The organism is Caulobacter sp. GW821-FHT09B08, from assembly GCF_059418225.1.
In genome coordinates this window covers 75,139-101,449 of the sequence record NZ_JBWKPL010000007.1, presented here as the reverse complement: position 1 = coordinate 101,449, position 26,311 = coordinate 75,139, and the positions used below count along the sequence as shown (strand labels likewise).

The 26,311-nt window shown below is 71.1% G+C and carries 20 protein-coding genes; 6 read left to right on the top strand and 14 right to left on the bottom strand.

The window, feature by feature from the left end; translation table 11 throughout:
* Nucleotides 1-19 precede the first annotated feature (19 nt).
* A complete protein-coding gene (locus AC07OA_RS19195) occupies nucleotides 20-6,679 on the top strand; it encodes a YDG domain-containing protein (RefSeq protein WP_494665421.1) in 6,660 nt (2,219 codons plus the stop codon).
* On the opposite strand, the gene AC07OA_RS19190 is transcribed toward AC07OA_RS19195, so the two are convergent.
* Nucleotides 6,680-7,345, bottom strand: a complete 666-nt coding sequence (locus AC07OA_RS19190; protein WP_494665420.1) for a response regulator transcription factor — start codon at nucleotides 7,343-7,345, stop codon at nucleotides 6,680-6,682.
* 284 nt (nucleotides 7,346-7,629) lie between these two features.
* Between AC07OA_RS19190 and AC07OA_RS19185 the strand changes: the two genes are divergently transcribed.
* Nucleotides 7,630-8,559 (top strand): helix-turn-helix domain-containing protein, encoded by a 930-nt coding sequence (locus AC07OA_RS19185; protein ID WP_494665419.1) that lies wholly within the window; start codon nucleotides 7,630-7,632, stop codon nucleotides 8,557-8,559.
* Between the two features lie 2 nt (nucleotides 8,560-8,561).
* On the opposite strand, the gene AC07OA_RS19180 is transcribed toward AC07OA_RS19185, so the two are convergent.
* The 12 genes from AC07OA_RS19180 to AC07OA_RS19125 all read right to left on the bottom strand — a co-directional run bounded on the left by AC07OA_RS19180 (nucleotide 8,562) and on the right by AC07OA_RS19125 (nucleotide 21,126).
* Nucleotides 8,562-9,161 carry a flavin reductase family protein gene (locus tag AC07OA_RS19180; RefSeq protein WP_494665418.1) on the bottom strand — a complete coding sequence of 200 codons (600 nt, stop codon included), beginning with the start codon at nucleotides 9,159-9,161 and terminating at the stop codon, nucleotides 8,562-8,564.
* Nucleotides 9,161-10,255, bottom strand: a complete 1,095-nt coding sequence (locus AC07OA_RS19175) for an LLM class flavin-dependent oxidoreductase (RefSeq protein ID WP_494665417.1) — start codon at nucleotides 10,253-10,255, stop codon at nucleotides 9,161-9,163. The genes AC07OA_RS19180 and AC07OA_RS19175 overlap by 1 nt, the downstream gene beginning before the upstream one ends.
* Nucleotides 10,256-10,348: 93 nt before the next feature.
* Entirely contained in the window at nucleotides 10,349-10,990 is a 642-nt protein-coding gene (locus tag AC07OA_RS19170) for a glutathione S-transferase family protein (protein ID WP_494665416.1), read from the bottom strand.
* A 24-nt stretch (nucleotides 10,991-11,014) separates the two neighbouring features.
* Nucleotides 11,015-12,592, bottom strand: a complete 1,578-nt coding sequence (locus tag AC07OA_RS19165; RefSeq protein ID WP_494665415.1) for a rhodanese-like domain-containing protein — start codon at nucleotides 12,590-12,592, stop codon at nucleotides 11,015-11,017.
* The gene (locus AC07OA_RS19160) at nucleotides 12,589-13,218 is read right to left on the bottom strand and encodes a cysteine dioxygenase family protein (protein WP_494665414.1); all 630 of its coding nucleotides are present in this window, start codon (nucleotides 13,216-13,218) and stop codon (nucleotides 12,589-12,591) included. The genes AC07OA_RS19165 and AC07OA_RS19160 overlap by 4 nt, the downstream gene beginning before the upstream one ends.
* 4 nt (nucleotides 13,219-13,222) lie before the next feature.
* Nucleotides 13,223-15,409 (bottom strand): TonB-dependent receptor, encoded by a 2,187-nt coding sequence (locus AC07OA_RS19155; RefSeq protein ID WP_494665413.1) that lies wholly within the window; start codon nucleotides 15,407-15,409, stop codon nucleotides 13,223-13,225.
* Between the two features lie 123 nt (nucleotides 15,410-15,532).
* Nucleotides 15,533-16,519, bottom strand: coding sequence for an ABC transporter substrate-binding protein (locus tag AC07OA_RS19150; protein WP_494665412.1), 987 nt, complete (start codon nucleotides 16,517-16,519; stop codon nucleotides 15,533-15,535).
* Nucleotides 16,519-17,376, bottom strand: coding sequence for a class II aldolase/adducin family protein (locus AC07OA_RS19145; RefSeq protein ID WP_494665411.1), 858 nt, complete (start codon nucleotides 17,374-17,376; stop codon nucleotides 16,519-16,521). The genes AC07OA_RS19150 and AC07OA_RS19145 overlap by 1 nt, the downstream gene beginning before the upstream one ends.
* Nucleotides 17,377-17,388: 12 nt before the next feature.
* Nucleotides 17,389-18,339, bottom strand: coding sequence for a D-isomer specific 2-hydroxyacid dehydrogenase family protein (locus tag AC07OA_RS19140; protein WP_494665410.1), 951 nt, complete (start codon nucleotides 18,337-18,339; stop codon nucleotides 17,389-17,391).
* The gene (locus tag AC07OA_RS19135; RefSeq protein ID WP_494665409.1) at nucleotides 18,336-19,508 is read right to left on the bottom strand and encodes an acyl-CoA dehydrogenase family protein; all 1,173 of its coding nucleotides are present in this window, start codon (nucleotides 19,506-19,508) and stop codon (nucleotides 18,336-18,338) included. Before AC07OA_RS19135 ends, AC07OA_RS19140 begins: the two co-directional genes overlap by 4 nt.
* Nucleotides 19,505-20,314, bottom strand: coding sequence for an ABC transporter ATP-binding protein (locus AC07OA_RS19130; protein WP_494665408.1), 810 nt, complete (start codon nucleotides 20,312-20,314; stop codon nucleotides 19,505-19,507). Before AC07OA_RS19130 ends, AC07OA_RS19135 begins: the two co-directional genes overlap by 4 nt.
* Before the next feature lie 2 nt (nucleotides 20,315-20,316).
* Nucleotides 20,317-21,126 (bottom strand): ABC transporter permease, encoded by an 810-nt coding sequence (locus tag AC07OA_RS19125; protein WP_494665407.1) that lies wholly within the window; start codon nucleotides 21,124-21,126, stop codon nucleotides 20,317-20,319.
* Between the two features lie 143 nt (nucleotides 21,127-21,269).
* Here AC07OA_RS19125 and AC07OA_RS19120 point away from each other — a divergent pair, with 143 nt between their 5' ends.
* A complete protein-coding gene (locus tag AC07OA_RS19120; protein ID WP_494665406.1) occupies nucleotides 21,270-22,103 on the top strand; it encodes a LysR substrate-binding domain-containing protein in 834 nt (277 codons plus the stop codon).
* Here AC07OA_RS19120 and AC07OA_RS19115 read toward each other — a convergent pair.
* Nucleotides 22,075-23,448 carry an FAD/NAD(P)-binding protein gene (locus AC07OA_RS19115; protein ID WP_494665405.1) on the bottom strand — a complete coding sequence of 458 codons (1,374 nt, stop codon included), beginning with the start codon at nucleotides 23,446-23,448 and terminating at the stop codon, nucleotides 22,075-22,077. The genes AC07OA_RS19120 and AC07OA_RS19115 overlap by 29 nt on opposite strands.
* Before the next feature lie 277 nt (nucleotides 23,449-23,725).
* Here AC07OA_RS19115 and AC07OA_RS19110 point away from each other — a divergent pair, with 277 nt between their 5' ends.
* From AC07OA_RS19110 to AC07OA_RS19100, 3 genes are read left to right on the top strand one after another with little or no spacing between them, the layout of a single operon-like run.
* Nucleotides 23,726-24,100 carry a MarR family winged helix-turn-helix transcriptional regulator gene (locus AC07OA_RS19110; protein ID WP_494665615.1) on the top strand — a complete coding sequence of 125 codons (375 nt, stop codon included), beginning with the start codon at nucleotides 23,726-23,728 and terminating at the stop codon, nucleotides 24,098-24,100.
* Nucleotides 24,101-24,109: 9 nt separating this feature from the next.
* Complete coding sequence (locus tag AC07OA_RS19105; protein ID WP_494665404.1) at nucleotides 24,110-26,107, top strand: FUSC family protein; 1,998 nt, start codon at nucleotides 24,110-24,112, stop codon at nucleotides 26,105-26,107.
* Nucleotides 26,104-26,310: a DUF1656 domain-containing protein gene (locus tag AC07OA_RS19100; protein ID WP_494665403.1), complete on the top strand. Its 207-nt coding sequence runs from the start codon at nucleotides 26,104-26,106 to the stop codon at nucleotides 26,308-26,310. Before AC07OA_RS19105 ends, AC07OA_RS19100 begins: the two co-directional genes overlap by 4 nt.
* Nucleotide 26,311: the final 1 nt, after the last annotated feature.

Below are 26,311 nucleotides of genomic sequence, written 5' to 3'. Positions count from 1 at the left end.
AGTTCCCGGAGCGTCCGCCATGACCCCGTCGTCGATCCGCCCCACCGCCTCGCGCAACACCCGCCGGACCGCATTGCTGGCGGCTTCCGCCCTCGTCGGTTCCTTAATGGGCGGCGTGGCGACGATGCTGGCCCAACCGGCCCAGGCCGGCACCCTGCCGGGCATTCCCGGCGCGGGCAGCATCTCGGTCTCCAGCGGCGGCAGCCAGCCGTTTATCAGCTTTCCCGACGCGATCACCCTGCAGATCGAACTGAACGCGCCCCGGACGGTCATCAACTGGACCGACCTGCACCTCAGCAGCGGCGACGCGATGAACTTCCTGTTCGACTCCGCCAGCGACATCGTCCTCAACAAGACCACCAGCCAGATCCGGTTCGACAACGGCAGCGTGGTGACCGGCAAGGTCGGGGCGGCCACCGCCGGCAACGTCTGGTTCTATTCGCCCCAGGGCGTGATCGTGTCGCCGGGCGCGACCATGACCGCCGGCGGCTTCCTGTTCGCCAAGGGCTCGGGCCTGGTCGACACCACCTTCGTGGATTCCGCCGCGCCCCTGACCTTCCTGCGTTCGGCCGCCGACGCCCTCATCCAGATCAACACGATCAGCTCGGCCACCAGCGCCTCGATCAACAATACCGGCGACGTCGTGCTCACCGCCACGAGCGGCGCGCTCAACGTCTCCACCGCGATGGGCGCCACGGTGGACATCTCCACCACCTCGGGCTCGATCACCGCCAGCGAAGTCACCGCCACCAGCGGCGCGGCCTCGGTCGCCGCCGGCGGTCCCGGCGCGACGGTCACCCAGATCACCGGCGCCACCGGCGTCGCGGTCTCCTCGAACGCCAACACCTCGGTCGGCGCGGCCACGACCACGACCTCGGGCGACATCCTGATCACCAGCAACGGCTCGGCGTCGCTGACCCTGGGCAATTCGGCGCGCGACGTGAAGCTCATCGCGGACCAGGTCTTCGTCAGCACCATCGACGCGGCGGGCGACGTGTTCGTCACCGGCGGATCGACCGCCTATGTGACCAACCGGATCTTCGCCGGCGACGACATCGAGATCACCGCCTCGGCCGGCGACGTCAGCGCCGGCGGCGCCTACCTGAAATCGACCGGCATCGGCGCCAGCGACGACGCCCACATCCTGCTCAAGTCCTTCACCGGTTCGGTCAACGCCGGCAACACCCTGCTGACCCAGGGAACCGGCGCGCAGGCCGGCGACATCACCATCCAGGCGGCGACGACGGCCAGCCTGGGTGCGGCCAACTCGACGCGCGATATCAATGTCTCCGGCGTCACCGCCAGCCTGACCAACGGCTCGGCGGCGCGCGACATCTTCGTCACCGCCACGACCGGCAGCGCGACCGTGACCACGGCCGCCACGGCCGGCGACGACGTCGAGATCACCGCGACCACGGGCAATATCCTGGCCGGCGGCGCGACCCTGAAGTCCACCGGCGTCGGCGCCCTGGACGACGCCCATGTCCTGGCGCGCTCGACGAGCGGCTCGGTGAATGTCGGTACGGCCATCACCCAGGGAACGGGCGTGGCGGCGGGCAACGTCACGATCAGTTCGGTCACGACCGCGACCCTGGGTTCGGGCGACGCCTCGCGCGACCTGCTGATCGGCGGCGGGTCTGCCACCCTGACCAGCGGCTCGGCGGCGCGCGACCTCGTCCTCACCACCCTCACCGGCGTGGCCACCATCGCCACCTCGGCCACGGCGGGCGGCGACCTGACGATCGACGCCAACGGCAATGTCGCGGCCGGCGGCGCGACGCTGACCTCCACCGGCGTGGGCTCGGTCGACGCGGCCAACGTCCAAGTCACCTCGGTCAACGGGTCGATCAATGTCGGCTCGGCCAACACCCAGGGGACCGGCGCGGCGGTGGGCGACATCACGCTCAACGCCGCCACCAGCGTGACCCTCGGCTCGGGCAGCTCGACCCGCGACCTGAAGATGTTCGGCACGTCGGGCAGCCTGAACAGCGGTTCGGCGGCCGGCGACCTGGTCCTGTCGGTCACCACGGGCGACGCCGCCGTCGTCACCTCGGCCACGGCCGGCGACGACGTGCAGATCCTCACCGTGCAAGGCAACGTCTCGGCCAGCGGCGCGACCCTGACGTCGACCGGCGTGGGCGCGACCGACGACGCCTCGATCCTGGCGCGGTCCAGCGACGGCGCGGTCAATGTGGGCACGGCCATCACCCAGGGCACGGGCGTGGCCGCCGGCGACGTCACCCTGGACGCGGGCGGCACGATCAACGCCGGTACGATGACCGCGACGCGGGACTTCAAGGCGATCGCGGCGGGCACGGTCGACGTGACCTCCGCCACGGCCGGGCGCGACATCACCGTCACCTCCAACGGCGGCGACGCCACCCTGGGCGCGGCCGTGCTGGCCGGCTCGGGCTCGGGCGCCGACCTGGCGATCACGGCCTCGGGCGACGCGGTGCTGGGCGACGTGGACTACACGGCGATCACCACCGCCAACGTCTTCAGCCGCACCGGCGGCGGCACGGGCACGGCCAGCGTCCGCTCGGTCGGGGGCGGCGACGCCATGGTCCATCTGGACACCAGCGCCAAGATCGACACCCTGGAAGGCGTCGGCATCGACGTGACCATCGCCAGCGGCGACGCGGCGTTCGGCACGATGACGGCTTCGGGGGGCGGCATCTATGCCGAGGTGCTGGACGGCGGGATGACCATCGGCTCGGCCAGCACCACCGCCGGCCGCACGCTGGAGCTCTACGTCGCCGGCGGCGACCTGACGGTCACCGGCACGGTCCACGGCTCGGGCCGCACCCATCTGGAGACCGACGGCCTGCTGGACGGCACGGCGGCCACCCTGATCGCCAGCGACGACGACCTGACCCTGATCGGCGGCGACGTGGACGTCGGCGAGGTGACGGCCGGCTTCGCCCTGGAGGCGACCGCCGCGACCGGCGACGTCGTGGTCCAGAAGGCCTTGGCGGGCGAGACCGTCGTGGTGGCCTCGATCAATGGCGACGCGACGCTGCGCGGGGCCGAGGGGCCGGACGGCGTCACGGTGCTGGCCCTGAACACGGCCACCTTCGGCGCCGACGACAAGGCCTCGATCACCGCCGCCAACTACGCCGTCACCAACGCCAGCTGCGGTTGCGGCACGGACGGCCTGCAGGTGCTGTCGTACGACGGCGACGTGAAGGTCAACATCAACTCGGCCAGCAACGGCATCGCCGTGATCGGCGCGGCGATCGACGGCGACGCGACCGTCGTCCAGAAGACCGGCAATCTGGTGATCGACGAACTGGCGGCCTACAACATCACGCTGGAGGCGATGGCCGGGACGCTGGACGTCAACGCCATCAGCAGCGGTGGCGACTACACCGTCACCGCCCAGGGCTTCGTGGGCAATGCCCTGACCCCGTACCCGTTCTTCGGCGACCTGCGCGACGTCACCATCACCGACACCTTGGGCGATCTCGACCTGGGAGCCCTGGCCCTGCACGCCGGGCGCAAGCTGTCCATCACCGCCCAGGACGGCGCGGTGCTGGGCCTGGCCCAGCTGGACGCCGGCACGGGCGTCGGCGACGGCGAGGTCAGCGTGACCGGCCAGGGCGTCTCGATCGACACGGCGACGGCCGATTACGACGTGGCCCTGGACGCGGGAACCGGGGCGGTGACCGTGGCGACCAGCGTCACGGCCGGCTACGACTATCACCTCACCGGCGCCAGCTTCTCGACCAACGCCCTGTCGCCGCTGGGCGCCCGGGCCGGCAGCTGGTTCATCAAGGTCCCGGCCGGCTTCGACTTCGACTTCACCGGCCACGACCTGCAGTATGTGGGCGGCGTCGGCGTCGAGATGGTCGACGGCGACCTGACCGGCGGCGCCATCACCAGCGACACGGGCAATGTCTATCTGGAAGCCAACAACGTCCAGGTCGCGACTCTGAGCGCGACCAGCGGCCGGGTCACCGCGCACGGCAATCTCGGCGACGCCCTGATCGGCGCGGCCACGGCCAGGGACCAGATCATCGTCACCGCCAACCTGGGCGACGCCAGGCTGGGCTCGGCGATCCTGACCGGTACGGCGACCAACAGCCTGCAGGTCACCGCCGTGAACGGCGACGTGGTGCTGGGCGCGGCGACGCCGGGCGCGATCACTACGGCCAACATCGTCACCTCGGCGGGGGCGGCCACCACGGTCGAGGCCTCGACCACGACCGGGACGGTCGACGTCAACCTGGACCACACCACCGGCGCGGACCTGACCACCATCGACGCGCTGGGCGCGGTCAACATCAAGGTCGTCAACGGCGCCCAGCGGATCATCGCCGCGCGCTCGATCAGCGGGGCGGTCAAGATCGATGGCCCCACCGGCGCCCTGACCGTCGACGGTCTGACCGCGAACGCGGACTCGCAGGTGAACGGCGGCGGCGACACGCGGCTGATCTCGGCCCTCGTCGACGGCGACCTGTCGGTGAGCTCGGCCACCGGCAATCTGCGCTTCGGCGACGCCTTGCCTGGGCGGGTCATCGAGGTCAGCGGCGCCCTGACCCTGGACGCGGCGACGAACATCGCCCAGCAGGGCGTGCTGAAGGCCAATTCGCTGGGCGTGACCGCCGGAACCGGCGCCGTCCTGCTGGGCGACAACGAGGTCTCGTACCTGGACGCCGTCAGCATCGCGACCGGCGGTTTCGCCTTCCACGACACCCTGGCCTTCGATCTCTACGGACCCGTCACGGCCGCCGGCCAGACGGTGGACCTGCGTTCGGACCACGCCATCGGCCAGGTCTCGACCGGGGTCATCACCGCCCAGACGCTGACCGGCTCGTCGGTGGGCGGGGCCAATTTCGGGGCCGCCAACCAAGTGGTCCAGCTGGGCGCCTTCACCAACACCGGCGGTCTCTTCAAGCTGGTCGACGGCCGCTCGCTGACCATCAGCGGCGCCGTGCTCAGCACGGGGACCCTGGCCCTGACCTCGCACGCCGGCATGACCTTCGCCAGCACCGGCACGGTCACCGCCAACGGGACGGGCGACGCGATCCTGCTGGCCTCGGACGGGACCTTCACCAATGGCCGCGGCGCCGACGCGGTGACCGCCACCAACGCCGGCGGCCGGTGGCTGATCTACACCCAGGCGCTGGGCAATCCGACCGGCTCGACGGCGGCCAACAGTTTCAACGGCCTGTCGGGCAAGAGCTTCTATGGCTCGGCCTACGACTTCTCGAACGAAGTCTTGGCCGTGGCGCCCAACGCCGGCAACCGCTTCGTCTACGCCTACCAGCCCACCCTGACGGTGACGCCGGTCAGCCGGACCGCGACCTATGACGGCCTGGTCCCGACCACCTCGGCGACGATCACCGGCCTGGTCAACGGCGACCTGGAGGCCGACGCCTGGTCGGGCGCGGCCGCGGTCTCGGGCGCCACCAGCAAGAACGTCGGGACCTACGGCCTGACCGCCAGCGCGGGGACCCTGGCCTCCGACCTCAACTACGCCTTCGCCTACGGGACCGGCTCGCTGCGCATCGATCCCAAGGTCATCACCGGAACCCTGACCGCCGACGACAAGACCTATGACGGCACAGACACCGCCATCGGCTCGATCGCGCTGACGGGCGTGATCCTGGGCGAAACGGTCGGCGCCTCGGGCGCCTACGCCTTCGACGACAAGACCGCCGCCGCCGGCAAGACGGTGACGGCCTCGGGCGTGACCCTGTCGGGCGGCGACGCGGGCAACTACAGCCTGGGCGGCGTGTCGACCGATACGGCCGACATCTTCAGGAAGATCCTGACCGGGACCCTGACCGCCAACGACAAGATCTATGACGGCAACGCGTCGGCCGTCGGCTCCATCGGCCTCACGGGGGTGGTGGTCGGCGACACGGTCTCGGCCTCGGGGGTCTATGCCTTCGACGACAAGACCGCCGCCGCCGGCAAGACGGTGACGGCCTCGGGCGTGACCCTGTCGGGCGGCGACGCGGCCAACTACGACCTGAGCGGGGTGTCGACCGATACGGCCGACATCTTCAGGAAGGTGATCAGCGGCACGCTGATCGCCGGCAACAAGACCTATGACGGCACGCTGACCGCCGGCGGCACGATCGGCCTGACGGGCGTGGTGTCGGGCGACGCGGTTTCCGCCTCGGGCGTCTACGCCTTTGGCGACAAGAACGCCGGAACGGGCAAGACCGTGACGGTGTCGGGCGCGGCCCTGGCCGGGCTGGATGCGGCCAACTACGACCTCGGCGGCGTGAGCGACGGGGTGGCCGACATCCTGCGCCGGGCGGTGACCGTGTCGGCCGACGGTACGTTCAAGGTCCAGGGGAACTTGGATCCCACCCTGACCTATCGCATCACGGTGGGGGACCTGGTGGCCGGCGACGCCTTCACCGGCGGCATCGTCCGCGGCGTCGGCGAGGCGCCCGGCAACTACGGGATCACCCAGGGCAGCCTGGGCCTGTCGACCAATTACGACCTGACCTTCACGGGCGCGACGTTCCGGATCGACCCGCTGCCGTCCAACGACCAGGCCGGCTCGCCGGCGCTCAAGCACCTCAATACCGCGCCGGACTTCACCCTGGACTGGGATCCCGAGCCCAACCTGGACACCCAGGGCCCGGCCTGTTCGGGCGAGGGCTGCCCGACCCAGGCCGCCACGTCCGGCGGCGTCCAGGAAGTGGCGGCGCTGCGCTAGCTACAGCTCGATGATCCCACGCCGCGCGGCCACCGTGACGGCGTGGGTGCGGTCGGCGACGTCCAGCTTGGCGAAGATGCTCTTCAGGTGCGCCTTGACGGTGTCTTCCGACAGCGACAGCTCCCAGGCGATCTGCTTGTTGGCTCGGCCGGCGGCCACCAGGCGCAGGACGTGGGCCTCGCGGTCGCTGAGCGCCTCGTCGATGGCGTGGATGGCGATCTCGTGGGCCACTTCCGACTGCAGGTGACGGCGCCCGGCGTGGATGTTGCGGATGGTGTCCAGCAGCTCGCGGCGCAGGGTGCTCTTGAGCAGGTAGCCGGTGGCCCCGGCCTTCAGGGCGCGCAGGGCCTGGGCGTCGCCGGCATAGGTGGTCAGCACCACGATCCGGGCGTTGGGGAACTCGGCGCGGATGGCCTCGATGGCCTCCAGCCCGTTCACGCCCGGCATCTGCAGGTCCATCAGGGTGACGTCGGGGCGCAGTTCGCGGAAGCGGGCGATGGCCTCGGCCCCGTTCTCGGCCTCGCCCACCAGCTCCATGTCCGACTGCAGGGCCAGGACGGCGGCCACGCCCTCGCGCAGCATCGGGTGATCGTCGACCAGCAGGACGCGGATCCTCGCGCCGGAGGAGGGCGGGGCGGCCAGGGGTCCCGAAAGGGCGGTGGTCATCTTGGGTCTCGCTCGGCGCGGGGTGGCGCGATTCAGTGCGGGAGTGGGTCTTGCTTCCACGGACGTCCGCCGCGCGAAACCCCGAAAGGGCGACACGCGCCTACCCCGTTCGGAGCTTAGCGAAGCGGCCGGGCTTGGGCTAGCGCGGCGCGGGCCGCAACCTAGGGCTTTTCCCTGACACGCCGCCACCCGATCGGGGGTGCGAGGCCTACCCTTCCGGGATTTACCCTTTTGCCCGCAGCCGCGATCGTCCTGTCGCTGTCCAGCGCTGTCAGGAGAAAGCCATGCTCGTCCATGACCTGGAGAGGGAAAGTCGCGGCGCGGCCGAACCGGTGGCTTCGTCCGGCAGGCCGGCCCCCAGCCTGTTCGTCGCCGGACCGTCGGCGGGCAAGCACGGCGTCGCGGTGGACCCTCGTCACCTGCCGATCCCGTACCAGGGCCTGACCCCGCACGCGCCCCGGCCGGACGCGGTGATCGTCCGCGTGCAGCTGCGCGACTATCCCCGGCAGCACTATTGGGAGGACGGCGTGGCCGCCCCGGTGCGCGACATCGCCGCCGGCCAGACCGTGATCCACGACCTGCGTCGCGGACCGCGCCTGCTGCTGGACCAGCCCTATCACGCGGTGCATTTCTACATCCCCCGCGCGGCCTTCGACGCCGTCGCCGCCGGCTGCAACGCCACGCCCATCGGCGACCTGGCGCACGAGCCGGGCGTGGGTTTCCACGACCCGACCATCGCCAGCCTGGCGGCCTCGATCCCGGCGGTCGGAGAGGGCGGGGCGGGGCGCAACCAACCGTTCATCGACCAACTGGCCATGACCCTGGCGATTCATGTGGCGAGCCGATACGGCGGCATGGTGCCCATGTCGCGCGGGGTGCGGGGCGGTCTGGCGCCCTGGCAGGCGCGGCGGGCCAAGGAGATCCTGGCCGCCAATCTGGACGGGGCGGTGACCCTGACCGAGGTGGCGCGCCAGTGCGGCCTGTCGATCGGCCACTTCTCGCGGGCCTTCCGCCAGTCGCTGGGGACGACGCCGCACCAGTGGCTGGTCCAGCGCCGCCTGGAGGCGGCCAAGGACCTGATCCGCTCGCAGACCATGCCGCTGTCGACCGTGGCGCTCAGCTGCGGCTTCGCCGACCAGAGCCACCTGACGCGCGTCTTCACCCGCGAAGTGGGCGCCAGCCCGGCGGCATGGCGGCGCGAGATCCAGCAGTAGGTCTAGGTCGAGAGCGCGCGAAACGCGCGGTCGTAGGCCACCAGCGGAGCGCCCGGGCGGACCGTCAGATGGGTGGCGGTGACCAGCACGATGGTGTGGCCGCCGGCGTCGATGGCCTGGTCGATCACGCAGGCTGTCGAGGTCAGGCCGGCGTGCAGGCGCGGGGCGTGGGGCGAGGCCAGGTCCCAACGTTCGTCGGTGAAGCGCTCGTGGGCCTGGGCGGGCGAGGCGAAGCGCAGGGCCTCGGCCTCGTCGCCGTCGGCCAGTATGGCGATCCCGCAGGCGCCCGCCGCCAGCAGGGCGTCGTGGCTGGAGGCTTCCTTGCGCACGCAGAACAGGAAGCGCGGCGGCTCCACCGACAGGCCGGTGATCGAGCTGACCAGCAGGCCGCGCGGCGTCTCGCCGTCCCAGCAGGAGACGATGGCCACCCCGCTGGCCAGCTTGGCCAAGGCGTCCTTGAACGCCCCCAAGTCGATCGGCGGATCGACCGGGGGCGTGTGCAGGTCATAGGGCGGCTCCGCGCCGGACGAGGCGTCGACCAGATAGGCCGGAGCCTGCGGGACAGCGTCGCCCAGCCAGCGCGGGTCCGCGTCGAAGGCCATCAGCTGGCCGCCGCCGCGGGGTTGGCGTCGCGCTGGGCCACCAGCTCGCGGACCAGCGGGATCAGGTCGCGGCCGTAGGCGACGGCGTCGTTCAGCGGGTCGAAGCCGCGGATCAGGAAGGTGGTGACGCCCAGGTCGTAATAGTCGAGCAGGGCCTCTGCCACCTGCTGGGGCGTGCCCACCAGGCCCGTGGAGTTGCCGGCCGCGCCGGTGACGGCGGCCACGCCCGTCCACAGGCGCTTGTCCAGGCGCGTGCCCTGGGCGGCGGCGTCCAGCAGGCGCTGCGAGCCGGCATTGGGCGGACGGTGGCCGGTGGTCGGCAGGCCAGCCTTTTCGCGCAGGGCCTTGGCCTCTGCCGCGATGGCGTCGGCCTTGGCCCAGGCGGCCTCTTCGGTCTCGGCGATCACCGGGCGCAGCGACAGCGAGAACCGCACCTGGCGGCCATGCTTGGCGGCGGCGTGGCGCACACGGGCGATGGTTTCGGCGACCTGGGCCTGGGTCTCGCCCCACAGGGCGAAGATGTCGGCGTGCTTGCCGGCCACCGGGATGGCGGCGTCGGACGAGCCGCCGAAATAGACCGGGATCTGCGGCTTCTGGTGCGGCTTCACCGCCCCGAACGCCTGGACGACGTTGTAGTAGTCGCCCTTGTAGTCGAACGGCTTTTCGCTGGTCCATTCCTGGCGGACGATGTCCAGATACTCGCTGGCGCGGGCGTAGCGCTCGTCCTTGGTCAGGTGGTCGCCGTCCTTGGCCATCTCGTCATCGGCGCCGCCGGTGATGATGTGCACGGCCACGCGGCCGCCGGTGAACTGGTCCAGCGTCGCCAGCTGGCGCGCCGCGACCGTCGGGGCGGTGAAGCCGGGGCGGTGGGCGATCATGAAGTTCAGGCGCTTGGTCACTGAGGCGGCGTGGGCCACCACCAGCTGGCTTTCCGGCGAGGTCGAGCCGAAGGCGACCAGGGCGCGGTCGAAGCCGCCCTCGTCATGGGCGATGGCGATGGCTTCGACATAGTCGCGGTCGATCACCGGGCCTTGGGCCGGATGGATCTCGGACTGGTGCTGGGTGCCGATGATGCCGATGAATTCGACGGGCATGGGGAGGCTCCGATCTGGATTGGCGGAAAGTTTCGGGTTTGAGCGGGCGCTAAAAAAGCGAGGCTTTCTCAAGGGTTCGATCAGGACGGCTCATCAGGCGGCGACCTTGGCGGAGGTTTCCTTCTGGAGGGCGCGCTTGACCGAGGGGCGGGCCAGGGCCCGGGCGGCCTTGGCGCTCCAGGCCGGATAGGCGGCGGTGTCGATCCCGCGCCGCTCGGCCCAGCGCCAGATGACCAGGGCGTAGGCGTCCACCGCGCTGAAGGTCTCGCCCAGCAGCCACGGGCCGGGGCCCTGGGCCAGGCGCTCGATGTCGTTGAGCGTGCGGGCGAAGCGGGCCTCGCCGGGCGTGGCGAGGGCCGCTTTCACCGTCTCGTCGTCGGCGAAGCGCTCGGGCCGGGCGATCTGCGAGAAGGCCACGTGCACCGTGCTGGCGAACCAGCTCATCACCTCGTAGGCGTGGGCCAGTTTCAGCGGATCGGCCAGGGGCAGCAGCCCGCTGTGCGGATGGGCGTGGGCCAGGTAGGTGAGGATGGCCAGGACCTCGGTCACCGGCTCGCCGTCCACCGCCAGGGTCGGCACCCGGCCGCGCGGATTGACCTTCAGATAGGCCGGCTGGCGCTGCTCGCCGGCCGCCAGGTCCAGGCGCTGGGCCTCGTAGGCGACGCCCAGTTCCTCCAGGGCGATCAGCGGCGCGAAGGCCGAGGAGCCGGGCGCGAAATAGAGTTTGAGGGTCATGCCAATCTCGGTTCTTGAATGGCCTCAGATCACGAAGAAGCCGTGCGAGCCGTCGCGGGCCAGCTGGTCGACCAAGCCGAACTCCCAGTCCAGATAGGCCTGCATGGCCTCGGCGGCGTTGTCGGTCCCCTCGTAGGGGCGCTTGTAGACGTCCTCCGGATCGGAGGCGGCGCGGGGCAGGCCGGTGTCCAGCCGCCGGCCGGTGGCGGCCCAGGCCTCGGTGCCTCCTTCCAGCACGCGGACGGGATGGTCGGAGATCTCCTCGACCTCGGCCGCCGCCAGCCGCGCCAGGCGGCCGTCGGGCGAGGTCAGGACGATGGGTAGGCCTTCGGGGATGCGCTCGAAGGCCTCGGCCAGGCGGGCGCGGATCGCGAACCAGGCGCCGGGTACGTGGCCCTTGCGGTGGAGGGGGCTGGGGGCCAGGTTCAGCACCACCACGGCGCCGTCGCCCAGCGCCACGGCCAGGTCCTCGGGGCTGATGGTCTCGACGGTCGGGATGGCGGGCGCGGCCGCGCGCCAGGCGCCGGTCTCCAGCTCGCCGTCGAAGCCGCCGTCCAGCACGTAGACGTCCCAGCCCAGCTGGGCCAGCCACGAGGCGCTCATGTCGGCGCGGGGACCAAGGTCGTCGGCCAGCACGATGCGGGCCCCGCGCACGGGGGCGAAGACGTCGGTCTCCTGCACCAGCTGGCCGCCGGGCGCCGAGCGGAAGCCGGCGATGTGTCCGGCGGCGTATTCCTCGGGCGTGCGCACGTCGAAGCGGTAGAGGGTGCGCTTGCGGTCCTGGGCTAGGTCGGCCAGCCCCTCGGCGTCGATCCGGCGCACCCCGGCGCGATAGGCCACGTCGCGGGCCTTGGCGCGGGCTTCCTCCAGGGTCTGGTCGGAGACGGCGGGGAAGCGGCGGCTCTGGCCGTGCTCGAGGGTCTGCTGGGCCAGGGTCCAGCCGATGGTGCCGTTGCGCAGGGCGAAGACCGGGTTGGGCACGCCGGCGTTCACCAGCGACTGGGCGCCGATCAGGCTGCGGGTGCGGCCGGCGCAGTTGACGATGATGGTGGTGTCCGGGTTCGGGGCCAGCTCGCGGGCCCGCAGCACCAGCTCCGCGCCCGGGGTGCTGACGCCGCCCGGGATGCTCATGGTGGCGTATTCCTCGAACCGGCGGGCGTCCAGGATCACCTGGTCGGCCTTGGCGTCGATCCGGGCCTGGACTTCCTGGGCGGGCAGGGAGGGCGTATGGCGGCGCGCCTCGACCAGCTCGCCGAACGCCTTGCTGTAGGAATTGACGTCCTGGAAGAGCTCGTAGCCGGCGTCCTTCCAGCCCTGCAGACCGCCGGCCAGGGCGCGGACCTGGGTGTAGCCCAGGGCCGCCAGCCGCTTGCCGGCCGGCGAGACCAGGCCCTCGCCGTTGTCGTAGAGCACGATCTTGGCGTCCTTGCGGGGCACGCGATCCAGGATCTCCAGCTCCAGCCGGGAGAGCGGCAGCTGCGAGGCGAACAGCGGGTGAGCCCGGGCGAACGGGTCCTCCTCGCGCAGGTCCAGCAGGGCGATCTCGCGGCGGGCGATCCAGTCCTGGCGGACTTCGCGCGGGGTGACGGTAAGCAGGGTCATGCGTTGAGTTCCGCCAAGACGGGTTTGGAGCGATCCCAGAGGTTGGGCAGGGTGGTGTTGGCGTAGCCGGAGACGAACCGCTTGGGCCGGCCGGCGGCGTCGTAGGTCGAGCGTTCCACCGCGCCGATATTGGCGCCGTAGACATGGATGCTGATCGAGACGCGGTCGTCGAAGGCGTTGGTCACCTGGTGGACGTCGCCGACCGTGGGCGACACCGCCTCGACCTCGCCGCGCTCCAGGCGGTGGACCGGACCTGTGGCCGCGAAGGCCCCGGCCCGGCGCTCGAAGCGCTGCGACAGCTCGGCCCCGCGCAGCACGCCCACCAGGCCCCAGACGGTGTGGTCGTGCACCGGCGTGGCCTGGCCTGGACCCCAGACGAAGCTGACCACGCTGAACCGCTGGCGGCTGTCGCAATGCAGCAGGTACTGCTGGTAGCGGGTCGGGTCGGGCTGGGCGTAGTCGTCCGGCAGCCAGTCGTCGCGGGCGATCAGCCCCGCCAGCAACCGTCCGCCCTCGGCGAGGATCAGGTCCTCGTCCGAAGTGGCGTCGACCAGCGTCCCGAAGGCGCCGACAAAGTCTGCCAGTTTCTGCAGATTGGGACGGTCAAGGCGGGGCTGGCTGCTCATCGGATCACAGCGCGTACTTGAGCGTGACCAGCCAGGTCCGCGGATCGGGGTAGTTCTTGTAATAGACCCCGGTCGAGGGCGTGTAGGTCGAGCTGACCGGCTTGTCGGAGTCCAGCAGGTTGCGGCCCGACAGCACCACGCTCCAGCGCGGGTCCGGCGTCTGCCAGGTGACCACGCCGTTCAGGAAGGTCTGGGCCGGGGCCTCGTCCTGCGGGCGTTGCAGGGCGCTGAAATAGGTCTTGGTCTGGTACTGGGCGTTCAGGCCGACCCGGATCGAGCCCGGAATTTCCACCGGCACGTCGTAGGTCAGGCCGCCCGAGACGCTCCAGCGCGGCGAGTTCAGCAGGCGGTGGCCGTCGGCGTCGACGCCCAGGCCGCCGGCGTTCTTGTACTTGTCGTAGACCGCAAACAGATAGCCGGCCGAGCCCTGGATCGACAGGCGCTCGGTGGCGCGGACGTCGCTCTCCAGCTCCACGCCGTAGGTGTGGGCCTTGCCGGCGTTGCCGCGCACCGAGTTGCCGGGATAGGCGGGGTCGGTGTAGGCGACCTGCAGGTCCTTGTAGTCGTTGTAGAACACCGCCAGGTTCACCCGCGCGCGGTGATCGAACAGCTCGGTCTTCAGGCCCGTCTCGTAGGTGTCGACCTTCTCGGGCGCGAACGGCCGGGTGGCCAGGTCCAGGCGGGTGGCGCGATTGTCGAACCCGCCCGACTTGAAGCCCCGCGAATAGGTCACGTACTGCAGGACGTCGGGCGTCCACTGGAACTGGGCCGACAGCTTGGGGGTGATGGCCGAGAAGATCTTGTCGGCCTGGCCGGCGATCGATTGGCCCACCACCTGGCCCTGCAGGTTCAGCACCTTGTTGTCGAAGGTGAATTCCTTTTCCTCGTTGGTCCAGCGCAGGCCGCCGGTAACGCTGAGGCGGTCGCTCAGCGCATAGGTCGCCTCGCCGAACACCGCATAGGCGTCGGTGTTGGTGATGTTGTGGGCGCGGGCGAAGCCGTAGTTGCCGGGCGTCGTCACCGGATCGGTGGGCAGGGCGTTGCGGCGGCTGTAGCCGTCGCGCTCCACGAAGAACCGCTCGTGCAGATAGAACAGGCCGCTGGTGAAGGTCAGCTTGCCGTAGTCGCCGTTCAGCTGGATTTCCTGGGTGACGTACTGATCGTTGTAGTGGATCAGGTTCTTCTGGATCAGCGCCGCCTGGCCGTCGTTGTCGTAATAGACGGGGTTGAGGTTGAAGCCGCCGTACGAGGTGACCGACTTCAGCTTCAGGTTCTCGTTCAGCTCGTACTGCACCCGCAGGGCGCCGCTGATCTGGTCCAGGTCCTGCTTGGGCTCGACTTCCGAATAGGAGCGGTCGGTGCGGTGCTCGCCATTGGGCTGGGTGACCGGCACGTAGCTGCGGCTGTCGCTGCGGTCCTTCAGGGCGTTGACCGTCAGCAGCACGTCCAGCTTCTGGATCGGCGTCCAGCGCAGCTTGCCGCGATAGGCGTCCAGGTCGATGCGGTTGACGCCGTGGTTCAGGGTCGGGTCGAAGGTGATCCCGTCGCGCTCGTGGTGGATGTAGGACAGGCTGCCGGCCAGCTTGCCCTCGACCAGCGGACCCTCGATCAGGGCGCGCACGTCGACGGCGCCGTAATTGCCCAGGCCCACCTCGGCCTTGGCGCGGACGTCGTCGCCGGGGTCGCGGGTGATGATGCGCAGGGCGCCGGCGCTGGAGTTGCGGCCGTACAGCGTACCCTGCGGGCCGCGCAGGACTTCGACACGCTCCAGGTCGTTGAACTCGACCATCGAGCCGATCTGGCGCGGGATGTAGACGTCGTCGACATAGACGGCCAGCACCGGCTCCTGGATCGGATCGCTCTCGCCCACGCCGCGCAGGGCGTAGGTCTGGGTGGTGTGGCTGATGGTGACGCGGCTGATGCTGAAGTTGGGGATCTGGCCCGACAGGTCGCGGATGCTGTCGATCTTGCGGTCGGCCAGCAGCTTTTCGTTGAAGGCCGAGATGGCGATGGCCGTCTTCTGCAGGTCGGTGGCGCGACGCTCGGCGGTGACCACCACCTGTTCGACGGCCGGGGCGGCGGTGGCGTCGGCGGTGGCCTCGGCGGGCGTGTCCGCGGCCTGGGCGGCGCTCGCCAGCGCCAGGGCCGAGGTTCCGGAAATCCAGTAGAGCGAAATAGAGCGTAACGACATGATTATCCCCGTTCTTGTTATCGGGGATAAGCGGCAAACAGCCGTGGCGTCTCAATCCATATAAAATCAGTAGATTTAAAGCTTATCTCATATCGAGATCGCCAATAAGACCTATGAATATTTCTACGCATCGGGAAGGGCGCTGCTGAGGCGGTCGTCCCACAGGGGGCGCACGTCGACCTTGGCGGGGATCAGGCCCGCCGCCGCGAAGGCGTCGGCGACGCCCTGCTGCGAGGCGATGGCCGCGTCGCTGATCTTCAGCAGGCGCGTGGGGGCGCTGCGTTCCTTGAACTCGCGCAGATAGAGGGCGGCGGGCACGCCGGTGGCGGCGCTCCTCGCCTGAGCCCACCGGGCGTCGTCGGCATTGGCCCAGGCGGCCACCTTGGCGTAGCGGCCCAGATAATCGCCCAAGGCTTGGCGCTTGAGCGGGTCGTCCAGGGCCGACTTGGCGGCGGCCACCAGATAGTTGCCCGACAGTATGCCCAGCGCCGTGCGCAGCACCCGCGCCCCGGCCGCCCGGGCCTGCTGGACGATGACGCCGTAGATGATCCAGGCGTCGATGGCCCCGCTGGAGAAGGCCGCCAGCCCGTCCTGCGGCGACAGGGCGACGGGCTTGATGTCGGTCCATTTCAGGCCCGCCTCGTCCAGCAGGCGCAGCAGGATGTAGTGCGAGGTGGTGGCCTTCACATAGCCGATGCGCTTGCCCTTCAGTTCGGCGAAGGCCTGGACCTTGCTGTCCTTGGGCACCAAGACGACCTGGTTGTTCACGTCGCCCTGCAGCACCGCCACGATGCGCACCTGGTTGCCGGGCGCGCCGGCCACGAAGATCGGCGGGATCTCGCTCATGCCGCCCACGTCCAGGGCGCCGGCGTTGATGGCCTCGGCGATCAGGTTGCCGCCGGCGAACTCGGACTTGGCGACCTCGTAGGGCGTGTCGGCGACGCCCGCCTGCGGGAAGAAGGCCTCCAGATTGCCGCGATAGGTGGCCGCGCGCAGGGTCAGGTCTTCCAGCGAACCGGGCGCGGCGGCCTTGGGCGAGCAGGCGGCCAGGGCCGAGACGCCGGCGACGGAAAGGCCCCCGGCGAGAAGATGGCGACGGGACAGGATCATCAGTCGAACAGGTCCGGCTCTTCTTCGGTCACCACGTCCCAGTAGGGCTGGAAGGCCCAGAAGCCGCCGGCCTCGCTGCCCACCTGGCCGGCGGTGTGCTTGGCCACCTCGGGCGGCATCGGCTTGGTCGGGCCGGCGGCCTCGGCCAGCAGCTGGGTCTGGCAGGCGTTCTCCAGGGCCAGGTAGCGCCAGACGGCGGCTTCCACCGATTGGCCCACGGTCAGGATGCCGTGGTTCTGCAGGATCACCGCCTTCTTGGAGCCCAGCGCCTTGGCGATCTTCTGGCCCTCGCTGGTGTCCAGCACCACGCCGGAGAACTCCTCGAACAGGGCGTGGTCCTCGTAGAAGGCCGCCGAGTCCTGGGTCAGGGGATCCAGCAGCCGTCCGAGCGCCGACCAGGCCTTGCCGTACAGCGAGTGCGAATGGGCGGCGGCCACCACGTCGGGCCGGGCCTCGTGCAGCTGGGAATGGATGGCGAAGGCGGCGCGGTTCAGGCGCGCGGGGACCTTGGCCGGCGGCTGGACGATCTCGCCGGCATGGCTGACCAGCATCAGGTCCGAGACCTTGATGCGGCTGAAATGGACGCCGAACGGATTGACCCAGAAGTGGTCGGTCAGCTCGGGGTCGCGGGCGGTGATGTGGCCGGCCCCGCCCATGTCGAAGCCGTGGCGGCCGAACAGGCGGTACGAGGCGGCCAGGCGCTGCTTGCGATAGAGACGCTCCTGCTCGTGGGTGGGTTGGACCGGGATTTCACGCGAGCCGAACTCGGGCAGCACGGTCTCGATCTTGGCCGGGTGCGGGCCTTGAGCTTGGAACGCCCCCCTTACAAAGGAATGGGCGGGGCTGATGGCGGTCATGAGCGGTGTCCTTCAGTAGCCGCGCGACAGGTCGACGACGTCGGCCAGGGGGGCGCCGGACCGGAAGCGGGCGAGGTTCTCGGCGAAACGGGTCGCCAGGTTGATACGGGTGTCGGGCGTGTGGACCGAGGTGTGGGGCGACAGCCGGACCTTGGGGTGGCTGTAGAAGGGGTGCCCCTCGCCCAGCGGTTCGGGATGGGTGACGTCCAGGCTGGCGCGGGCCACGCGGCCGTCGTCCAGGGCCTCCAGCAGGGCCTGGTCGTCGATCAGGGCGCCGCGGGCGACATTGATCAGGTGCAGGCCCGGCTTGGCGGCCGCCAGCACCTCGCGGCCGATCAGCCGCTGGGTCTCCGGCGTGGCCGGGGCGGCCAGCACCACGTGGTCGCTGCGGGCGAACAGGGTCTTCAGGTCGGCGACCCGCTCGACGCTGGGAACCGGGATCGGCTTGTCCGAGCGGCGGGTGGCGATGACGTTCAGGCCCAGGGCCTGGGCGCGCGGGGCCAGGGCCTCGCCGATCGCCCCGAAGCCGACCAGGCCCAGCGTCGTGCCGGAGACCAGCTTCAGCGGCTGCTGGTTCCAGCGCTCGGCGCGGTCGATCCAGATGTCGGGCAGGCGCTTGGCCTCGGCCAGTATGGCGGCCAGGGCGAACTCGGCCAGGGCCACGGCGGACGAACCGCGCGCCGAGGTCACGACGGGGCCGTCGAACAGCCATTCGGGATAGAAGTCGATGCCGACCGAGACCAGCTGCACCCACTGGACGTCGAACGGCCACCCCTTGGGCGGCTGGGCCGGCAGCTCGCCGCCGGCCTTGCGGAACGGGGCGGCGACCAGGACCTTGGCCTTTTCGGGCAGCAGGGTGGACGGGCCGGGCGGCACGGCGACGATGTCGGCGTCGCCCACATGCTGGGCGAAGACGCTGTTGAAGACGTCCGGCAGCTGGCTGGCGACGACCAGGCGGTTCATCGAGCGGCCTCATAGGTCGCGAAGGCGGCCTTGCCGGCGCTGGTGAGCACCACGTCCGACTGCGGGGTGTGGACCCGGCCGCACAGCACGTCGCGGTGGTGGCGCTCCAGGGCGTTGTGGCGGGTCAGGCCCGGATTGCCGGTCAGCTTCAGGGCCTTCTCGACGGCCGTGATGGCGTTCTCGGTGACCAGGTGCTTGACCAGGCTGGCCTCCACCCCGCCGACCTCGCCGCGCGCGGCGGTGTCGAGCAGCACCTTGTTGGACAGCAGCAGACCATCGATCTCACCGACCGCCTCCTGGAAGCGGGGCAGGGTCGACAGGGCCGCGCCCAGATTGGCCGGCTTGCGGTTGGCCAGGAAGTCGACCAGCCAGTCGCGGGCGGCGCGAGCCTGGGCGTCGTAGATCGCCGCCGTCAGCACCGCCGACCAGGCCGCGAAGCTGGCCGGATAGGGCGGGGGCGAGCCGGGCGGCTGCGGGTCCAGCGCGTGGTCCAGCGGAACCAGCACGTCCTCGAAGACCACGTCGTGGCTGGCGCTGGCGCGCAGGCCCAGGTGATCCCAGGTTTCCTCGATGACCACGCCGGGCGTGTCGGTGCGGACCAGCCAGCCGCCGACCAGCGGTTCGGCGTCGTCGCTGCGCGCCCAGACCACGAACCAGGTCAGGGCGGTGGAGCCGGTGGAGTAGATCTTGCGGCCGCTGATCCGCCAGCCCTCCGGCGTGCGGCGGGCGATGGTGGCGGGCAGGCCGCCGCGCGCGGGGGTGCCCAGGTCCGGCTCGACCCGCAGGGCGTTGATCAGGGCGCCGTCGGTGATGGCCTCGCCGATCACCCGCTGCTTGAGGTGCTCGGGCCAGCCGGAGCGGCCCTCGACCGAGGCGTGGAACAGGTACTGCATGACCAGCACCAGGGCCGTGGCCGGCTCGCCCCGGGCGACCGCCGAGACCACCTTCAGGGCGGTGGGCAGGTCGGCTTCCAGGCCGCCGAGGCGCTTGGGCGCGGTCAGGGCCAGCAGGCCGGCGTCGCGCAGGGCCTCGAAATTGGCGGTCGGGAAGCTGGCCTCGCGGTCGTGCTGGCCGGCGGTGGCGGCGAAGGCGGCGGTGAGGCCGGGCAGGACGGCGTCTAGGTCGGGCAGGGCGGGCGCGTCGGCCAACCGCAGGGCGGCGGCTGTCACAGGACGACCTCGCCGGTCGGGAAGGCCACCAGGGCAGGGGCGGGCGTGGCTTGCGGGGCCGGAGCCTCGACGCCCAGGCGGCTCAGCAGGCGGCGGCGGATGGCGTGGAAGCGGCTGTCGGGCAGGCGCGGGCGCTCCAGCGTGATGCGCTCCTCGGCGGCGATGCGGCCCTTGTCCAGCACCAGCACGCGGTCGGCCAGGGCGATGGCCTCGTCGACGTCGTGGGTGACCAGCAGGACCGAAGGCTTGTGCTCGCGCCACAGCGACAGCACCAGATCGTGCATCTTCAGGCGGGTCAGGGCGTCCAGGGCCGCGAAGGGTTCGTCCAGCAGCAGCAGGGCCGGCTCGCGGACCAGGGCGCGGGCCAGGGCGGTGCGCTGGGCCTCGCCGCCCGACAGGGTGGCCGGCCAGGCGTCGAGGCGATGGCCCAGGCCCACTTCCTTCAGCGCGGACTCGGCGCGAGCGCGTATGTCGGCGCCCTTCAGGCCCAGGGCCACGTTGCGCCATACGCGCTTCCACGGCAGCAGGCGGGCGTCCTGGAACACCACGGCGCGGGCGTCGGGCGTGGTCACGTCCTGGCCGGCGGCGGAGTCCAGGCCCGCCAGGGTGCGCAGCAGGGTGGTCTTGCCCGAGCCGCTGGCGCCCAGCAGGGCGACGAACTCGCCCGGGGCGATGGTCAGGTCCAGGCCGTCGATGACGACGTTGTCGCCGAACCGGCGGGTGAAGCCCTTCAACTGGACGGTCGGCGTCTCGGCGTTGGTCGAGAGGGCGTCGAAGGCCCGGTTGCGGATGCGGGGCTGGGCCATGGTCATTGCTCCACGAGGCTGGGGCGCCACGCCAGCGCCTTGCGCTCCAGCGTGCGGACGAGGGCGTCGGCGGCGAGGCCGAGCAGGGCGTAGACGAGCAGGCAGACGACGATGATGTCGGTGCGCATGAAGTCGCGGGCGTTGTTGATCAGGTGGCCCAGACCCGCCTGGGCGTTGATCTGCTCTGCGATCACCAGCATCACCACGCTGATGGAGAGCGAATAGCGCAGGCCCACGAAGAACGACGGCAGGGCGCCGGGCAGGATCACCTCGCGCACCAGATCGCGGCCCGACAGGCCGAAGCTGCGGGCCGCCTCGACCAGCCGCACGTCCACGCCCCGGATGCCGGCGAACAGGTTCAGGTACAGCGGGAAGACCGCGGCGGTGGCGATCAGGGCCACCTTGGGGACCTCGCCGATGCCGAACCAGACGATGAACAGCGGGGTCAGGGCCACCACCGGCAGGGTGCGCTTGATCTGCATCAGCGGGTCGACCAGCGTCTCGCCCCAGCGCGACAGGCCCGAGATCAGCCCCAGGGTCACGGCGATGACCAGGGCCAGGCTGAGGCCCGCTCCGGCTCGGGTGAGCGACACCGCCAGATTGGCCGGCAGCTCGCCCGAAATCGTCATCTGCCAGAAGGTTTCGGCCACGGTGGAGGGGGCGGCCAGCACCCGCGCCGGGATCACGCCCAGCCGCGAGCCGGCTTCCCACAGCAGCAGCAGGGCCGTCGGCGACAGCCACCGGGCGTTGGACAGCCTGGGCCAACGCCATGCTGTAGCTTGAGAATTTCTAAGGGTGACCGCCAAAGACATGGGGGTGGAGCCGTTCCGTAACCGTTGCGGCGCGAGCGCCTTTGCTCCACAGAGAAAGGCGTTGAAACCCTACTGGATCAATAGACTTATCCTCAGGGGTCATATCAGAGTTTCTCATAGACCACCGACGAGGCGCGTATCCCATGGCCACCAACCTGCCGACCGAACTGCTGCGAAGCTTCGTGGCCATCGTCGACTCCGGCTCGATGTTGAAGGCCACCGAGCGCGTGTTCGTCACCCAGTCGGCGCTCAGCCTGCAGATGAAGCGGCTGGAGGAGACGGTGCTGACGCCGCTGTTCCACCGCGACGGCCGCCGCCTGACCCTGACCCCGGCGGGCCAGGCCCTGCTGGTCCACGCCCGCGAGATCCTGGCCCTGAACGACCGGGCGGTGGTGGCCCTGACCGGCGACGCCCTGGTCGGGCCGGTGCGGGTGGGGCTGGTGCAGGACTTCGCCGAGACCCTGCTGTCGGGCGTGCTGGCGCGGTTCAGCCAGCTCAATCCCGACACCCAGCTGGAGGTGCGGGTCGCCGGCTCGCCCGAGCTGCTGGACCTGCTGGCCGGCGACCGGCTGGACGTGGTGCTGTGCATGGGGCCGGAGGACGATCCGAACGCCGCGCGGGTGGCGCCGATGGTCTGGCACGGCGACGCCGAACTGACCGAGCTGCCGGTCCTGCCCCTGGCGATCCTGGCCCCGCCGTGCCGGTTCCGCGACGCGGCCCTGGCGGCCCTGGAGCGAGAGGGGCGGCCCTATCGCGTGGCCCTGGAGACTCCCAGCCTGTCGGCCCTAAGGGCGGCGGTCGAAGCGGGTCTGGCCGTGACTTGCCGCACAGCCCTCTTCCGTCCGAACCGCGCCACGATCTTCGAGGGCCTGCCGGCCATGCCGCAGGTGGCCTATGTGCGCCGGGTCGGAACCGCGCCGCATCCGGCCATCGCCAAGCTGTCGGAGCTCATCCACGCCGCGGCGCTAGAGCTGTAAGCACGCCCACCGCGGCCTGGGCGGCCTGGACGCGGATGTCGGGCACGGCGTTGATCTCCCACAGCGCCCCCCGGGTGATCGGGCCGACCGCGAACAGGGTCTGGTGCGTGCGGCCGTCGGCGCGCACCACGCGGTGATCGGCGTCGACGTCCAAGCCCAGGCGCAGGGGATCGGCGCGGATCAGCCCCATCCGCGCCAGGCCCGCCACCAGGGGCTCGGTCGAGCGCTCGACATCGGCCGAGGGGCCGGTGCAGTTGACGATGGCGTCGGCTTCCAGCCGCCAGGTCTGGGTCTCGCCGCGCGGCCGCCAGACCACCCCGACCCGGCCGTCCTCCAGCAGGCCCACGCGCTCCAGCTTGCCGGCCAGCACCCGCAAGCCGCCGTCAGCCCGCATCCGCGCCAGGGTCTGCGCCACCTGGGGCGACAGCCGGTGGCGATGCACGTCCCAGAAGGCCCGGGCATGGCGCAGGAAGGCGGCGCGGCGCGTCAGGCTCCAGCCGCGCCACAGGCCTTGGGTCGCCGGGCGCAGGGCGTCGATGGCGGTGCGCCAGCCATGGGTCTCGGCGGTCTCGCGCAGCCAGGCCAGGGCCTGCAGCGGCGACAGGGACGGCGACGGCGGGGCGGGCGGCGGCGAGGGCGGCGCGCCCTGGTGCTCGCGCGGGGTCAGGCCCCGGCGCGAGAGGGCGATCAGCGGCCGCCCCGGCGCCGTGCGGGCCAGGGACAGGGCCGCGTCCACCATGGTCAGGCCGCTGCCGAGCAGCAGGATCGGCCCGTCGCCCTCGGCCAGGGCGGCCGGGTCCCACCGCCATGGGTCGGCGACATAGGCGCTTGAGGCGGCCAGAGCGGCGTCCACCGCTTCTGGCGCGCAGGGCGGCGGATTGCCCAGGGCCAGCACCACGGCGTCGGCGGCGATGGTCCGGCCCATGCCGCAGGTCAGGCTCCAGCCGTCGCCGTCGGGCTCGACCGCCACGATCTCGTCGGGGGTGATCAGGAGGCGGCCCGCCGCGTCGGGCCCCGCCGCCAGGCCGGTCAGCAGGCTTTGCAGATAGCGCCCATAGTCGCCGCGCGTGGCGAAGCCGCCGGGGCCGACGTCCAGGTCCTGCGTCTTGAGCCAGTCCACGAAGTCGGTCGGCCGGTCGGGCCAGGCGCTCATGTTTCCGGCCCGCACGTTCAGCCGGTGGGCCGGATCGTCGGTGGCGTAGGCCGCGCCCAGGCCGATGGGGCTGCGTCGCTCGACCAGCACCACCCGCACCGGCGCGTCCTGGGCCAGCAGATGCAGAGCGGTCATCACGCCGCTGAAGCCCCCGCCGATCACGGCGACCACGGGTGGGGAGGGTGAAGTCACGCCTAAATCCTACGCATTAGATAGGAGTTCATCGCGCGGCGCCGGGATCAAGGCAAGTCCTTCGCCTGCTGGGCGGCCAGGGATGGTGGCCGGTCTTCCGCAAACCGGCCGGTGATCGAAAGGTTGCAACAATCTAGATAGGATGCTATCTAATATCGATAGCAAGCTACCTATCTGGTTTCCCATGGCCCTCACCCCCCGCCTTCTCGACGAGCGGACCTTCACCGGTTCGCTGCTGCGCCTGGCCCGCATCTATCGGCGCGAGGTCAACCGCGCCCTGGCCGAGCACGACCTGTCGGACGCCCGCGCCCTGCCGGTTCTGCACATCGCCCGCTCGGGCGGCGGCATGCGCCAGGGCCACCTGGCCGAGGAGCTGGGCGTCGAAGGACCCTCCCTGGTCCGCATCCTCGACCAACTGTGCGCCGCCGGCCTGGTCGAGCGCCGCGACGATCCCAAGGACGGCCGCGCCAAGACCCTGCACCTGACCCCCGAGGGCGACGCCCTGGCCGTGGTGGTCGAGAACGCCGTGCAGGAGCTGCGCACCCGCCTGCTGGTCGATGTCAGCGCCGAGGATCTGGCCGCCACGGTCCGCACCTTCGCGGCCTTCGAGGCCGCCCTGGACGCCGCCGCAAATCCCGGCCAGGAGGGCTAAGCGCCCGCCATGCCCAAGTTCGACAGATGGACGCTGCTGTTCTCGGTGAACAGCTTCGCGGCCTCAATGCTGGCCCTCTATATCGGTTTCGCCCTGGGCCTGCCCCGGCCCTACTGGGCGATGACGACCGCCTATATCGTCAGCCAGCCCCTGGCCGGCGCCATGCGGTCCAAGGCGGTCTATCGCTTGCTCGGCACCCTGCTGGGCGCGGCCGCCGCCGTGGTCATGGTCCCCAACCTGGTCAACGCGCCGGTGCTGCTGTGCCTGGCCATGGCCCTGTGGGTGGGCGGCTGTCTGACCATCTCGCTGCTGGACCGCACGCCGCGCTCCTACGTGCTGATGCTGGCCGGCTACACCGCCGCCATCGTCGGCTTTCCCAGCGTGAACCAGCCGGGCGCGATCTTCGACGTGGCCGTCTCGCGGGCGGTCGAGATCGGCCTGGGCGTGATCTGCGCCACCCTGGTCCACAGCCTGGTCTTCCCCCGCCCGGTCGGGACGGTGCTGCGCCAGCGGCTCGCCGCCTGGCTGGGCGAGGCCGACCGCTGGGCGCTGGACCTGCTAAAGGGCCAGGACGCCGCCGCCATCGACCGCGACCGCCGCCACCTGGCCGCCGCCGCCAGCGAGATCCACCTGCTGGCCGTCCATCTGCCGTTCGACACCTCGCGCCTGCGCGAGACCACCGGGGCGGTGCGGGCCTTCCACGACCGCATGCTGCTGCTGATCCCGCTGCTGTCGGGCCTGGGCGACCGGCTGGAGGCCCTGAAGGACGTCCGCGATCCGCTGGTTCGCGCCGCCCTCGACGACGTCGCCGCCTGGATCGAGGCCGGCGCCCCGCGCGAGCCGGGCCTGGCCCTGGTCGAACGGCTCCAGGCCCTGGCCGCCGGGCGTCGCGACGCCGACTGGAGCGGCCTCTTGATCGAGAGCCTGCTGGTGCGGCTGGCCGAAGCCGTCCAGGCCCTGAACGAAGCCCACGCCCTGATGGTCCGCCTCAGCGATCCCGACGCCCCGCTGTCGCCCGCCCTGGAGGCCGCCGCCGCCACGGCAGGCCGCCGCCGGATGCACGCCGACTTCCCCCTGGCCCTGTTGTCGGGCGGCGCGGCGGCCGTCGCCATCCTGCTGTCCTGCGCGGCCTGGATCGGCCTGGGCTGGGGCGACGGGGCGGCCGCGCCGGTGATGGGGGCGGTGTTCTGCTGCTTCTTCGCGGCCATGGACGACCCGGTGCCGGCCATCAAGAACTTCGGCCTGTTCTCGCTACTCTCCCTGCCGCTGGCCGCGCTCTACATGTTCGCCGTCCTGCCGGCCATCGACGGCTTCCCGCTGCTGGTGGCGGTGATGGCCCCGCCGCTGGTGTTCCTGGGGCTCTACATTCCCAACCCCAAGACCATGGGCGCGGCCCTGGCTGTGATCATGGGCTTCGCTAACGCCCTGGCCCTGCAGGAGAGCTTCAGCGCCGACTTCGCCGCCTTCCTCAATGGCAATCTCGGCCAGTTCGTCGGTCTGCTAGCGGCGATCATGGTCACGGCCGGCCTGCGCTCGATGGGAACCGACGCCAGCGCCAAGCGCCTGCTGGGCCGCACCTGGACGGGCCTGGCTCGGCTGGCCCGTGCGCGTACCGCGCCCGAGCCGACCGCCTTCGCCGGGGTGCTGGTCGACCGCCTGGGCCTCTTGACCCCCAAGCTGGCCGAGACCGGCGATCCCGTCGGCGTCGACGCCCTGCGCGACCTGCGGGTGGGCATGAACCTGGTCGCCGTCCAGGCCGCCAGGCCGGACCTGCCCCGCGCCGCCAGCCTGGACGCCGTGCTGGACGGGGTGGGCGAGCGGTTCGCCGCCCTGGCCGCTGGACGGACGCCGCCGCCCGACGCCGAGCTCCTGACCCGCGTCGACACCGCCCTGCGCGACGTCGCCGGCGCGGCCTCGGTGCAGGGCGTCACCGGCCTGGTCGGCCTACGCCGCAACCTCTTCCCCGACGCCCCCGCGCCCAACCTCATTCCGGAGCCCGCCCGATGATCGGCGAGATCAACCTCGACGGCGTCCTGCTGTCCTCCGTCCTCGTCTCGGCCGTGATCGCCCTGGTCGCGTCCTTCGCCCTGCGGCGACTGCTGTCCTGGGTCGGCGCCTATCGCTTCGTCTGGCACCCGGCGCTGTTCGACACCGCCCTGTTCGTCATCCTCTGGGCCGCGGTCGTCGCGGTCCCCCTGCCGATCGTCTGAT

What these genes read in the sequence shown, in the direction of transcription:
- AC07OA_RS19195 (WP_494665421.1), top strand. Translation starts at nt 20, where the DNA reads ATGACCCCGTCGTCGATCCGCCCCACCGCCTCGCGCAACACCCGCCGG.
- AC07OA_RS19190 (WP_494665420.1), bottom strand. Translation starts at nt 7,345, where the DNA reads ATGACCACCGCCCTTTCGGGACCCCTGGCCGCCCCGCCCTCCTCCGGC.
- AC07OA_RS19185 (WP_494665419.1), top strand. Translation starts at nt 7,630, where the DNA reads ATGCTCGTCCATGACCTGGAGAGGGAAAGTCGCGGCGCGGCCGAACCG.
- AC07OA_RS19180 (WP_494665418.1), bottom strand. Translation starts at nt 9,161, where the DNA reads ATGGCCTTCGACGCGGACCCGCGCTGGCTGGGCGACGCTGTCCCGCAG.
- AC07OA_RS19175 (WP_494665417.1), bottom strand. Translation starts at nt 10,255, where the DNA reads ATGCCCGTCGAATTCATCGGCATCATCGGCACCCAGCACCAGTCCGAG.
- AC07OA_RS19170 (WP_494665416.1), bottom strand. Translation starts at nt 10,990, where the DNA reads ATGACCCTCAAACTCTATTTCGCGCCCGGCTCCTCGGCCTTCGCGCCG.
- AC07OA_RS19165 (WP_494665415.1), bottom strand. Translation starts at nt 12,592, where the DNA reads ATGACCCTGCTTACCGTCACCCCGCGCGAAGTCCGCCAGGACTGGATC.
- AC07OA_RS19160 (WP_494665414.1), bottom strand. Translation starts at nt 13,218, where the DNA reads ATGAGCAGCCAGCCCCGCCTTGACCGTCCCAATCTGCAGAAACTGGCA.
- AC07OA_RS19155 (WP_494665413.1), bottom strand. Translation starts at nt 15,409, where the DNA reads ATGTCGTTACGCTCTATTTCGCTCTACTGGATTTCCGGAACCTCGGCC.
- AC07OA_RS19150 (WP_494665412.1), bottom strand. Translation starts at nt 16,519, where the DNA reads ATGATCCTGTCCCGTCGCCATCTTCTCGCCGGGGGCCTTTCCGTCGCC.
- AC07OA_RS19145 (WP_494665411.1), bottom strand. Translation starts at nt 17,376, where the DNA reads ATGACCGCCATCAGCCCCGCCCATTCCTTTGTAAGGGGGGCGTTCCAA.
- AC07OA_RS19140 (WP_494665410.1), bottom strand. Translation starts at nt 18,339, where the DNA reads ATGAACCGCCTGGTCGTCGCCAGCCAGCTGCCGGACGTCTTCAACAGC.
- AC07OA_RS19130 (WP_494665408.1), bottom strand. Translation starts at nt 20,314, where the DNA reads ATGGCCCAGCCCCGCATCCGCAACCGGGCCTTCGACGCCCTCTCGACC.
- AC07OA_RS19125 (WP_494665407.1), bottom strand. Translation starts at nt 21,126, where the DNA reads ATGTCTTTGGCGGTCACCCTTAGAAATTCTCAAGCTACAGCATGGCGT.
- AC07OA_RS19120 (WP_494665406.1), top strand. Translation starts at nt 21,270, where the DNA reads ATGGCCACCAACCTGCCGACCGAACTGCTGCGAAGCTTCGTGGCCATC.
- AC07OA_RS19105 (WP_494665404.1), top strand. Translation starts at nt 24,110, where the DNA reads ATGCCCAAGTTCGACAGATGGACGCTGCTGTTCTCGGTGAACAGCTTC.
- AC07OA_RS19100 (WP_494665403.1), top strand. Translation starts at nt 26,104, where the DNA reads ATGATCGGCGAGATCAACCTCGACGGCGTCCTGCTGTCCTCCGTCCTC.